Below are 12,664 nucleotides of genomic sequence, written 5' to 3'. Positions count from 1 at the left end.
TGTGGCGGTTTGCATGTAGTAAAGTCCACACCCCTTGATCAGGGATGTGGACTTTTTTGCGGCTGCGATCCTGATCGATATGCAGTTGGGGTAACGCCTACGTGTTTTTCGAACTTGATGGAGGTACTCATTGAAGTGAATCTCCTTCTTTCGCCGGAAGAGCTGCCCCAAATAGGCATGATTCATATAAAATTTAGCGGCAATATCCTTTAAGGTCATGTTTTCGTGGAAATGGCTGTTTACGTATTGCTCAATCTGATCAATGACCCCAAAATTCTGTTGTACCCGGAGGAACGCTATTTCCAAGCCAATCTGCTGGCAGGTATCCAGAAACGTCTCCCTCTGAATCCGGATCGGAGTGGTTGTGCAGGTGAGATCAATAAGATTGGCGGCTTTGATAATGGCATGATTGATATTTTTGACCTTACTTTTGTTGCAAGAAGAGTAATCTAAGAAGATATAAGAAGCGATTTGAATCGATGATCTTTTAGGTACGTTGTTTATCTTAAAAAAAGCAATCCCAGCTCATGCAGCTGGGATTGCTTTTCTTTGGTTTAAACATGAGAAGAGAAGACACCAGCCGATTTCGATCGTCAAAAAAAATATTCTTTCAGTGTGAAAAATAATAGGCTCTTCAATTGTATTACTAATGTAAGGGCGACATCAGGAAACCATGAGATAGCCTGGTTAATCCGAACAACCAATAAAAGGCTAGAATCGTAACCAATAACTCTATGAGGTGATAGAAATGAAAAGAAAATTTAAACTGATTACTCTTTCCGCTGCTACCGCATTATCATTAACCTTTGTCGGTCAAAGCTATGCAGCTACCAACCCTTTCACGGATATAACGAATATCGCAGCAAAGGATAAAATTATTTCCTTACAAGAACAAGGCTTAGTCCATGGTATTTCGGACGACTTATTTGCCCCGAATAACACCATCACAGCGGCACAAGGTATTCAGCTTATTGTGAATGCCGCGAATCTGAATCTAGATCTAGTCAGATTCCTTGTCGAACCTAAAGCTACGGATTATTTCAAAAATGCTAACAATGATGCTTGGTATGCCAATGCTTTAATTACGGCAAGCGTTAATGGGGTCATACTGCCAGCCGATCTGGATCTTAACAAGAAATGGACGCGTGAAGAGTTCACTCATCAGCTTATTAGCACGATTGAAACGCACAGCAATCTACCGCAGATTAAGCTTGTTCCCGTTCAGATTAATGATAGCACTGAACTAACCGTCGATTATGATGGAGCCATTCAGCGTGCGCTTGCTTATAACGTAGTGAAATTAGATGAACAAGGGAACTTCCATCCTAAAGCTGAAATCACTCGTGCGGAAGCAGCAGAACAAATCTACAATGTGCTTGAATACATTAAGGCACATCCTGCACCATCGCCACAACCGGATCTTGATTCAGAAACAAACGCAAAAAGATCACCTTGGTCAACAAGCCCGCAAATACCAGGAACTAAATAGGATAGGGGAAGAATTTCGTCCCCAAACTTCGGTTGCCATCTGATTAAAGCTTTAAGCGAGCTGTGAGAACCCAGACAGGACGATGCTTTAACTGAATTTATCGGAGTGATCCCAATCGAGACGATCAAAAAGTAAGGAGTGCGACTTTTAGAAAAGGAGTCTTAATAATATAATTGGAAATGGTTTTAATTGCTTTCTTTATACCTATCAACCTAAAAAAGAACCAATCATTGTTTTCCGACAATGATTGGTTCTTTTTTCTTTTGCCATATGGACCACCTTGAAAAAGGACATCAATTTATGCGAAATGAACCGTTTTCATAAAATGTATGCGCTTTTATAATGAGAAACAAGAGGTCGCATCGCAGCTAGCTAGCCCGATATAGACCGAAAGGAGAGGCGAATCCCATTCAGAAAACCGTATTTTTGAAACAGTTTAAAAGACAGTTGCCCTTCCAGGTATTTGTATGGATTGGATTGTTGTTCCTGCTCGTGTTCAGTTATATTCCGATGTTCGGAATCATCATTGCCTTCAAAAATTATAAAATATCAACCGGCATCGATGGCATCTTCAGCAGTTCCTGGGCAGGCTTGTCACACTTTAAGGAGCTCATAAATGACTATAATTTCCCGATGCTTGTGCGCAATACGTTAGTGCTCAGCCTGTTGAAAATTGTTTTTTCGTATCCAATTCCTATCCTGTTCGCCATTCTTCTTAGCGAAGTTAGGCATGTATTTGTGAAACGATTCGTACAAACGGTCAGTTATTTGCCGCATTTCATTTCATGGGTAGTCGTTACTGGCATATCCTATGCGTTCTTCTCGTCAAGCTTTGGCATCGTCAACGATTTTCTGCAATCGATTCATATGATTAAGGAGCCGTTGTCCATTTTAACCGATCCGGATGCCTTCTGGGGACTAGCTGTATCAACGGCTATATGGAAAGAAGCGGGCTGGTGGACGATTATTTTTCTTGCTGCGCTTGCCGGAATTGATCCTTCATTATACGAAGCTGCTGAGATGGATGGTGCAAGCCGTCTCAAACGAATTATCCACATTACACTGCCGGGTCTGAAGGGCGCAAGCATCGTTGTCCTAATATTGACGATTGGGAGCATGCTGGGCGGTGGGTTAGTTGGATCGAACTTTGAGCAATCGATGCTGCTAGGCAATACGATTAATAGCGAGAAATCTCAGATCATTCAGACCTATGCCTTCACGATCGGCCTTGCCCAAGGAAGATTCTCATTTGCTACGGCTATTGATCTTATGCAATCACTTATATCCGTTTTCCTGATATTCACTAGCAACGCTATTGCCAAACGAGTATCGGGCACTGGATTATTCTGACGAACAAGAAACTTGAGAGTGGTGATTCATCATGCGCAGAAGAAAAACGATGGAGGATCGGGTATTGGATACGATCATTTCGATCATCCTGATCATCGTCGTCTTCGTTACTCTATATCCTTTCTACTATATTTTGTTGATTACCTTTAATGCAGGTACAGATACAGCGTCAGGAGGCATGTACCTGTGGCCAAGGCAATTCACGTTCGGCAACTATCTCTATTTTCTCGAGGATCCAAAGTGGATCAGCGCATTCGGCATTTCGCTATTAAGGACCATTGTCGGAACGTTTCTAGGCGTCTTGTTTACCGGGCTTGTTGCATATGGTCTTGCTAAACGGGATCTCATCTTCCGTAAGAGCTACTTCACAATCGTCGTAATAGCGATGAATTTCTCCGGCGGTATTATCGCTTTTTATATCGTGCTGAAGAGCCTTGGGCTTATTAACACATTCGGTGTTTATGTCATTCCGGGCATGCTTAATTTATTTTTCCTATTGATTGCGATCTCGTTTTTTACGGATATTCCTGAAGAACTGGGTGAGTCGGCTAGAATTGACGGAGCATCGGAGGTGCGGATCTTTGCCAAAATCATTCTTCCGGTCTCGATGCCGCTTCTTGCTACGATGAGCTTGTTCATCGGCTCCGGTCAATGGAATGCATGGCTGGATTCAGCTTACTTCGTACAGGATGAAGGGCTTCGTACGCTGACCTACCGGATGATGCAGGTTATTAACCAATCCATGGTGCCGTCGGGAGATGCACAAGCGGCAGCGATGTCGCGTTCCAGCGTTACGCCTTTCTCGGTCCAAGCGACAGCGATGGTTGTATCGATCGTTCCTATTCTTGGTGTCTATCCGTTTTTGCAAAAGTATTTTGTATCCGGCATGATGTTAGGTTCAGTCAAAGGCTGATGCGGTTTTTCGGCCGTCTCTTTCATAATCGGACTGGCGGCCTTAAAATAAGACTATTATAGACGGGGGTATGGGAATGAATAAGAGCTATAAACTGATTATTGTCATGTTCGCAGTAGTATTACTGGTAGGAGGAGCACTTTCGGCTTGCAGCAACAACAGCAGCAATAACGGAACGGTGAGCACGAACAACGGTAAAGCGGAAGGAGAAACTGCTGGCAATAACGGGACAGAGGAACCGGTCGAGCTGACAATGTTCGTCGATGCCACATGGTATCCGTTCCAGGACTGGAAAGGTGAAATACCAGAAGCGATTACGAAAGCAACAGGCGTTAAGCCGAAAATTACAGTGGCTACGGATGATAAGCAGCTTGCCCTGATGGTCGCTTCGGGAGATTTGCCCGATATCGTCGTTTCGTTCAACTTCAAGCTCATGTCGGATGGCAACATCAGTCTTCCTTATAATGAGATTTTTCCGAAATATGCCCCTGGCGTGAAGTTCGATCCGGTCAAGGAGCTCGTCAATACGGTAAGCGACGGCAACTATTACGCGATTCGGAACGATTTCTCAACCGAAGCGGAATGGAAAGCCAGTCCATATGCCCATATGATGGTTCCAGGGATAACGCTTCGCAAAGATATTTTGGAGGAAATCGGCAATCCGGCTATTAAGACGCTTGAAGATTTAGATAAAGCATTCGCTGCTGTTAAGGAGAAACATCCGGACATGACGCCGCTTATTCTTAATCCGAACTGGCAGCGTCCTTACTTTGACACACAATATGGAGCAGTAGGTGGATTTGCTGATAAAGACGGGAAAATTGAATATTATCTCAGACAAGATGCCACTCGTAAATCAATGCTGTATGTGAACAGCTTGTATCGCAATGGATATGTTACATCGGAAAACTTTGCCTACAAGAATGAATCGGAGACGGAGCAAATGATGGTTTCCGGCAAAGGCTTTGCTTACACGTGGACCTATTCTGGCGCGGATCGTCTCAATGCTTCCAGTAAAGACTCAGGCTTAGAATTTATCCAGCTTGCCGAGCCTCTCGGAGCTGAAGCCTCGGTTGTTAGTACCGGAACCGGCGGACTTGGCATGTATGTGTCGAAGAACAACAAAAATGTAGAAGCGACTGTAAAATTCCTTGAATATTTGTATTCGGAAGAGGGATGGCGTACAGCGGAATGGGGAATTGAAGGACAGGACTGGACATGGAACGAGGCTGGATATCCGGAGTTCAACTATAATGTTCAGGATTTGGAGACGCTTAAAGGAAAAGGCGTTTATTGGTGGGGTGTTCCAACAGAGACGGGTGTTGGTATGGCACTGGGAACATACAAGAGCGATTCGGAAACGACTCGTCAAGGCGAAGCGTACTCGAAGATTACAACTTTCAACCCAGCAATCGGAATGATTAATCCGGATACGGATTCTCCCGAACAGATCATTCGTACCAACATTGACAACATGGTGAAAACGGAGGTTACAAAGGTGTATTTGGCACCAACGGAAGCTGAAGCTGAACAAGCTTACGAAGAGATATTGAAAAAAGCCGAGAAGATCGGAATGTCGAAGCTAGAAGCTTGGGCAACCGAGCAATACGGGCCTTTAAAGGAAAAGTATGATAGCTTGACGAAATAAGGGGTTGCTTATAAGCTCATATGGAAGGTCAGCCCGCAAGGGCGGCTTTCCGTATGAGCTCGCTTGCTTCCATTTTCTATTTCATCGGGGAGATTAGTTATTATGCGCATAAGTACTAAAATGGTCGTGGGATATATTTTTCTTATTGTTCTTCCGTTCCTTATTTTTTCGGCGTTTGTCTATAATCAGCTCTATGGACGATTGATCACGCAGTATCAATTGACTAATCAGCAAAATATCGAACAGCAGGGGGCAAATTTGGAAGCCAGACTGTCTAAGATCGAATCTTTGTATTCCATCTACCAAAATAATACCGCCTTGCTAGACTTTTTGCGGGGGGATTACGTGTATGATAGGGATCTTATTTACTCATATTTAAAGGAGATCAGTCCCGCCTTTGCATTCGCATCTCTTGGCGAGCCGATGGTCGAGCAGCTTGTCGTGTACCCTAAAACGCAGAACAGGCTGTTATCTTTCCCTGAATTCGCGGACTATTCGGAGATAGAGAGCAAGCTGAGCAACGAGGAGAAGAAAAAGCTGCTTCCGGTAAAAGGGCTGTGGAAGAAATCAAACGTTGCCGGGTCAGAAGCTTCCTTGGTATACTACCACAAGCTTTATAGTGAAACCTATACAAGCGAGCTTGGCATTGTTGAAATTTCGGTAAAATCAGCACTCATAGAGGAGTTTATGAAAGCGCTTAGCGCTATTCATCCGCAAAATACGATTTTACTGATGGATTCGGAGGGCACTGTCTTCAGCTCGAAGAGGGAAACGCTCATCCGCGCCGGACTGCTTGCGGGGATCAAATCATCCGTTTTGACCAGAGAGGACAGTACATTCCTTGTTGACGGAAAGAGGCTGATGGTCAATTCCGTACAAGTGCCGCGCTTCGGCTTAACCGTTGTTGAAATCAATAAACAAGACGCCCTGTTCCAATTTTTGTGGACGAAGCTTTGGCTTGCAGGCGCTGGGATCGTACTTCTTGGCCTGCTATCAGTATTTTATTACGTTCTATTGTCATCGCTTACAAAGCGGATTTTGCTGCTTTCCCGCCATATGCGCAAAGTCGGCTTGGATGATATAGGAACCCCCTATTCGGGAAAACAGGGCAAGGATGAGATCGGCTTCCTCTTATCTAATTACAACGCCATGATCGGGCGCATCGATGAACTCGTCAATCGCGTGCAAAAGGTGGAGCTGCTGAAGAAGGATGCAGATTTCAAAATGCTGCAAGCGCAAATCCAGCCTCATTTTTTATACAACACGCTGGAGACGATGCGAATGCTTGCTAGGTCAAACAAGGATTATACGGTAGCTGAGATGGCATATTCCTTAGGCAATCTCCTTCGCTATAGCTTATCGCAAACGAATGATACGACGCTTGAGGAGGAGTTGGAGCATGTCAAGGCCTATTTCGCTATTCATCAGATTCGGATGAGGGATCTTCTGTTCGAGCTTGAATCGGATGAAGAGCTGCTCAAGGTTCGTTGTCCGAGATTTATATTGCAGCCGCTCGTAGAAAATAGCATGATTCACGGACTGTCGAACATCCGGGGGACGAAGACGATAGCCATTCATTTCAAAAGAGCTCAAGATGCTATTGAAATCCATGTTATGGATAATGGAACGGGTATTCCAGAACCGAAGCTATCGAATCTGCGGCTAAGACTTCACGGCGGTATAGCCGACCTCGCATTATCGACTGGAACGGGCATTGGTCTCGGCAATGTAACAGAGCGCGTAAAGGCATATTTCGGCAAGGAATCGAAAATGCTTGTCAAAAGTGGGGAAGGACAGGGAACGACGTTTACTCTTATTCTGCAAACGGAGGAGATCAAGCATGCTGAAGCTGATGATCGTGGATGACGAACCCATAATACTAGAGGGCATTCGGGATATGATTGAGGAAGAAAATACACCGTTTGGCAAAATTATATTGGCTAGCGACGGGATCGACGCATTGGAGAAAATTGACTATTTTCAGCCGGACCTTATCATTACGGATATCCATATGCCGGGAATTGATGGTCTTGAGTTCATTAAACAAGCGCAGCAGAAAAAGGTGAAACGGTTCATTATTCTAACCGGACATGATGTATTCGAGTATGCACGCAAAGCGGTTCAACTGCAGGTCGTGGATTATATGCTAAAGCCCGTCAATCAGCACGAGCTCGCCGAGCTGCTGAAGCGAATCGCCTTGGTGCTGCTGGAAGAAAAACAGCACCTTCCAGATCCGTTATCATTGAATGACCTAACGGCGTCCCCACAGAACGAGAATATTTCGCTCATGAAGGCTTTTATTGAAATGAATTATATGAAGGATATTTCCTTGCCTGATGTAGCGGCAACCCTAAACCTTCATCCAAGCTATGTCGGACAAATATTCAAAAGAGAGACGGGCGACACCTTTGTCAAATATATGAATCAGGTACGCATTGAAAAAGCGAAGCAATTGCTCGTGGGTACCAAAGATCTCCCCTTGGATAAAATCGCCAAATGCGTCGGATATGACAACAGCCGCACGTTCTATAAGGTTTTTCGGAAAACGGTAGGTGTCACTCCCGGAGAGTATAGGAAATCAGGTTGTTATTGATGAAGGCTCCTGAACTGCCGCGGCGTCATATCCGTAGAGGCGAGGAACAACCGGGAGAAATGGGAACGCTCCATGCCAAGCTCGTTTGCAATGCGAGTTGTTGTCCAATCGGTATTCAGCAGAAGCTGCTTGGCCATTTCCATGCGTGTTTTGATGATATATTGGTGTGGGCTGATGCCAAACGCTGATTTGAAATAACGGAAAAAATAATTTGGACTGTAATTGAAGGCGCCTGCAATCTGGTCAATGGTCAGCGGGCCGACGGCGTGTTTGTCGATATAACTCAAGATATTATTCCAACGCTCGGCGGCTGGTGAGACAACTGCTGACGGCTTTCGCGGTTCCTGTTCCCAGATAAATTGAAGCAGCTCGTACAGGGCAGATTTGATAGCAAGCGCGGCGAATACGTCGCTGCTATGAAAATGTTCGATGAGCTTGCCAAACAACGTTTCTGCTTGCAATCCATCGCTTACAGAGATGCGTAGTGGCGTGTCTATGAGTTGAAATAGCGGGATTTGCCCTACGGTCGCGTCGAAGTGACAAAACATTTGGCGATAAGGGTTGTCTGGAGAAGTGGAATAAGAAATAAGAGCGCCCGCAGGCAGCACGAACAAATCGCCAGTCTGGGGACTGAAGGACGAATCACGAATTTGAAGCATCCCCTCCCCTTCCATAAAATAATAAAGGCAGTTATTCGCCGTGATGTGATTGTGATGCTTCCAGTCGGAGGGCACACGGACATGTCCGGCCATTGTCACATTCACCTGAAGACCCTCGAAATACTTCCTAAGCCGCAAATGATTCATGCCATACACCTCCTTTTTCTTTAGATCTTAGCACATTACGGGTACAAAAGCAGGTTAGTTTTATATACATATTAGTTATCTCTTCCTCTCTTCGAAAAGGCTGATTTCCGATATGATCGAATCGATGGTTCTTATCCTCACTTATTTCAATAAAGAAGGGGTGTATTTCATGCATGACGAAAAGGTAGTTGCGGCAGCAGGTGTTCCTAGCCGAAGCTTTGAGCTTGATGTGTGTCCGGGCTTCGTTGCCCCGCCGGCAGGTTACGGCGAGGTTGCTTTCTATTGGTGGGTCGGAGAGACGTTAACCAAGGAAAGGTTGACTTGGCAGCTGGAGCAGTTAAAGGATCACCATATAACGGGATTGCAAATCAACTATGCGCATAGCGACGAAGGAGGAGACGCCTGGGGATTGACGTATGCGAGCGATCCGCCATTGTTTTCTGAAGCATGGTGGGAGCTATTTATCTGGTTTGCGGCGAAGGCTGGTTCATATGGCATCGCTGTTAGCCTGAGCGACTATACGCTGTGTGCGCCTGGACAAGGGTGGTATACGGATGAGATTCGGGCGCAAAGACCGGATATTGCCGGATCGAACCTTGCGCATCTGGACTGGATAGTAGAGGGGCAGAGCGAATGGATCGAGAGGGGGCTCCCCACTGGCGTGATCTCAGCATCTGCATTGTTGGAGGATGAGAACGGCGAACTGCCGAAGAGAATGATAGATCTAATGTCCTTTATCAAGGATGGAAAACTGCAGTGGGAGAAGCCGGAGGGTAAATGGCATCTATCCATCGTTTATGAAGAGCACAAGCCACGATCTATCGATCCGATGCATCCGGACAGCGGGGCTATGGTCATTCAACATTTTTTCGGACGGTTCGAGGAACGGCTGTCCGGGATAAGCGGCGCCAAGCTGGGTTTCTTTTTCTCGGACGAGCTGGATTTCGGCATCCGGGGGCGGCTTTGGAACGAGCGCTTCAGGGAAGCCTTTATTCATCGCAAAGGCTACGACATCGTGCAGGAGCTATCGGCGCTGTTCATCGATATCGGCCCGCGAACGGCTAAGATCCGACTCGATTACGGGGATGTCATGGTGGCATTATCCGAGGAGCATTACTTCATTCCGGTATTCGAATGGCATCAGGAACGCGGCATGATTTACGGCTGCGATCACGGCGGAAGAGGGAAGGACATCACTGAATTCGGAGATTACTTCCGCACGCAACGTTGGAATCAAGGACCGGGATGCGACCAGCCCGACTTCCAAAGCGACCTGATCAAAAATAAAGTAGCCAGTTCAATTGCCCATCTGTATGAGCGTCCACGGACTTGGTTGGAAGGATTCTATGGCACCGGCTGGGGCACGACGACGGCGGATGTAGCGGATGCGGTGTTTCGCAATTTCGTTACCGGACACAATCTGCTGACGCTGCACGGTTTGTATTACACGACTTTCGGCGGCTGGTGGGAATGGGCGCCGCCTTGTAATCATTTCCGCATGCCATATTGGAAGCATATGAAGTCGTTCATGGCATGCACGGAGCGGCTCAGCTATTTGCTCAGCCAAGGGGTCCATGCCTGCGATGTTGCTATTGTGTATCCCGTTGCGGCTATGGAGGCGGGACTTGACGGGGAAGCGTCGGTGAGGTCAGCCTTCGAAATGGGAGAGCATTTGTATAAAGGTGGCATCGATTTTGATTTTATCGATTTTCAGTCGCTTGAACGGGCGACAATGGAGGATCACAAGTTCCACGTGGCAGGTGAAGCGTATCGCGTTTTGATTATACCGTCCATGCGCGCTGTGCGTTATTCAACGCTAGAAATGGCGCAGTTGTTCCATGAAGCAGGAGGCATTGTCATTGCGCTCGATTGGTTGCCGGAGGCAAGTGATCGCATTGGCGCGGCTGACTTGGAGCTTAATCGTCTTGTCCGTTCCCTATTCGGCTGGTCGGCTTCAGAATCCGCTAATCATGGGGGGAGCCGTACGCAGAGGAGCCAGGCGGGAGGAATAGCTTTCACGGTGCATTCATGCGAGGAAGCGGAGGAGGCTATCAATCGGGCTTTCCCGCGAGACTTCGCTTGTCTCAGTGAAGCAGAGGAGTCGTCAATGCCATATGTGATGCATCGCAGAATAGGCTTTCGGGATGTATATGCCATATACGGAGGAGTGAGGGGGTCGGAATGCTTTTTCCGTTGTCATGGCGCAATCGAGCTCTGGAACCCGTGGGATGGATCGGCTTTAATCCTGCAAGCGGAACGGGTTACGGCTGAGGGCACGTATATCAAGCTGCCGCTAGACATATCGGAAATTCAGTTGATTGTGTTCGTTGAAGAGAAGCGGGTTCAAGCTTCAGGGAGCAAGCTTTCGGATCAGATGCATATGCGGTCCCGTGCCTCGCTGCAACGGATGAACTTGGACGGAGATTGGGCATTCGAGCTTCTGCCGACGATGGACAATCGGTTCGGGGATTTCCGACAGCCGCCTGAGGAAGCGCTTATCGGAGCGGAAGCACGCCAGTTCCGGTTCACTTATGAGATCGATAATAGATCGCCACATGAAGAAGAGAGGCATAATTCTGATTATGATGATTCCTCTTGGGAGAAGGCGACCTGCGGGTACGGACCTTATTTACGTAAATTGGGGCCGCTTCCTGAAGCTGAATGCAGTGATGAATTGGAGAGCAGACTAGTTCAAATGACGTCAGCGCCCGAGGGGCATTTCATAGAGGAGAGCGGCGAGGTTTACGAATGGGATACGTACGCGTATTCGACTCGGTACGGTATAGAAGGAGACCCGGGCCATCAAGGGTACCATGGACTGAAAGGCGAGATAACGGATCATTTTATTGCCATTGGCCGTCCAAGCTTCGACTTAACGGGTACACAATATGAAATAGAGAAAGAAGGCAGCGTTACTTATTTGTGGACATCGTTCGATCTGGAGGGAGAAACGAGCGTACGAATGAGAGCAGGAGGTATCACTCCAGAGAAGATATGGCTAAACGGCGAGCTGATCAAAGGAGAGACGGAGCAGCTTAAGGTTAAAGTAGGCGTGAATATGGTGCTGCTTCGTTACGAGCGCGCTGGTCGGGGGCATGTTGTATTCGAGCGTACGGATACTCCGGGCGATTGGAGCCAGTCAATGCCGCTTGCTATGTCTTGGCATAACAATCCGGCTGTCTTAGCCTATGACGTATATCCTGGCGCAAGCAAGCCAGCTGCAGGCTGGTATCGCTTCACGGCTCCTCCCGGGCTTGAAGCGATGCAGATTACCGCCAAGCATAGGAATATTCGTGTGTGGGTGAATGGGAATGAATGGCCGGTCGACCGTGATCCTGCCCCTGCCCAAGAGGGAGGCTTAGTCTCATTCCGAGCGTCATCCACAGTGAAAGAGAACAGGGTTAGTCTTGTGGCCGTTCGTATCGCGTACGATAATCCCTCGTATGGAGGGGCAGCGCTGCCGGAGCCAATACGATTGCAATGCGGAGCGGGATTCATGCAGCTTGGCGATTGGTCTATAATCGACGGACTAACTTGCTATTCTGGAGGAGCTGTATACCGTCGGCAGTTAGAATGGACATTGGCGGCAGGACCGCAAGCATATGCTGCAATGCTCGATCTAGGGGCCGTGTCAGCTACCGCCGAGATCCGTGTGAATGGACAGCATGTACGAACAATTGTACAAGCACCTTGGACCGCAGATATCGCACCATGGCTGAAGGAGGGGCTCAATGTGCTGGAAGTGCTTGTGTATAACACGCTCGCCAATCATTATGTGACGATTCCGACTCGCTATCGGGGAGAGTTGACTTCGGGACTGCTTGGTCCGGTCAGATTGGACATCCTTGGCAATGCATAATGTCGA

General features: G+C 47.2%; 9 protein-coding genes. 8 read left to right on the top strand and 1 reads right to left on the bottom strand.

What is annotated here, in order from left to right; all coding sequences use genetic code 11:
• Nucleotides 1-231 precede the first annotated feature (231 nt).
• The 7 genes from E0496_RS18510 to E0496_RS18480 all read left to right on the top strand — a co-directional run bounded on the left by E0496_RS18510 (nucleotide 232) and on the right by E0496_RS18480 (nucleotide 7,993).
• The gene (locus E0496_RS18510) at nucleotides 232-453 is read left to right on the top strand and encodes a hypothetical protein (protein WP_206669806.1); all 222 of its coding nucleotides are present in this window, start codon (nucleotides 232-234) and stop codon (nucleotides 451-453) included.
• A gap of 295 nt (nucleotides 454-748) precedes the next feature.
• The gene (locus tag E0496_RS18505) at nucleotides 749-1,489 is read left to right on the top strand and encodes an S-layer homology domain-containing protein (RefSeq protein ID WP_141503226.1); all 741 of its coding nucleotides are present in this window, start codon (nucleotides 749-751) and stop codon (nucleotides 1,487-1,489) included.
• 426 nt (nucleotides 1,490-1,915) lie between these two features.
• Nucleotides 1,916-2,839 carry an ABC transporter permease gene (locus E0496_RS18500; protein WP_241674863.1) on the top strand — a complete coding sequence of 308 codons (924 nt, stop codon included), beginning with the start codon at nucleotides 1,916-1,918 and terminating at the stop codon, nucleotides 2,837-2,839.
• A 31-nt stretch (nucleotides 2,840-2,870) separates the two neighbouring features.
• On the top strand, nucleotides 2,871-3,752 hold the full coding sequence (locus E0496_RS18495) for a carbohydrate ABC transporter permease (protein ID WP_141503225.1): 882 nt from the start codon (nucleotides 2,871-2,873) through the stop codon (nucleotides 3,750-3,752).
• Between the two features lie 76 nt (nucleotides 3,753-3,828).
• Nucleotides 3,829-5,400: an extracellular solute-binding protein gene (locus E0496_RS18490; RefSeq protein ID WP_161601474.1), complete on the top strand. Its 1,572-nt coding sequence runs from the start codon at nucleotides 3,829-3,831 to the stop codon at nucleotides 5,398-5,400.
• A 102-nt stretch (nucleotides 5,401-5,502) separates the two neighbouring features.
• Nucleotides 5,503-7,266, top strand: a complete 1,764-nt coding sequence (locus E0496_RS18485; protein ID WP_141503223.1) for a sensor histidine kinase — start codon at nucleotides 5,503-5,505, stop codon at nucleotides 7,264-7,266.
• Entirely contained in the window at nucleotides 7,241-7,993 is a 753-nt protein-coding gene (locus E0496_RS18480; RefSeq protein WP_141503222.1) for a response regulator transcription factor, read from the top strand. The genes E0496_RS18485 and E0496_RS18480 overlap by 26 nt, the downstream gene beginning before the upstream one ends.
• Here E0496_RS18480 and E0496_RS18475 read toward each other — a convergent pair.
• Complete coding sequence (locus E0496_RS18475; RefSeq protein WP_141503221.1) at nucleotides 7,987-8,799, bottom strand: helix-turn-helix transcriptional regulator; 813 nt, start codon at nucleotides 8,797-8,799, stop codon at nucleotides 7,987-7,989. The two genes, E0496_RS18480 and E0496_RS18475, sit on opposite strands and share 7 nt — an antisense overlap.
• Before the next feature lie 169 nt (nucleotides 8,800-8,968).
• Here E0496_RS18475 and E0496_RS18470 point away from each other — a divergent pair, with 169 nt between their 5' ends.
• Nucleotides 8,969-12,658, top strand: a complete 3,690-nt coding sequence (locus E0496_RS18470) for a glycosyl hydrolase (protein ID WP_161601473.1) — start codon at nucleotides 8,969-8,971, stop codon at nucleotides 12,656-12,658.
• The last annotated feature ends 6 nt before the right edge of the window (nucleotides 12,659-12,664 follow it).

Origin of the sequence: Paenibacillus luteus, assembly GCF_006542765.1 — a bacterium.
GTDB classification, from domain to species: domain Bacteria; phylum Bacillota; class Bacilli; order Paenibacillales; family Paenibacillaceae; genus Pristimantibacillus; species Pristimantibacillus luteus.
The sequence above is the reverse complement of the archived record's forward strand: the minus strand, read 5'-3'. Positions and strand labels throughout refer to the sequence as shown.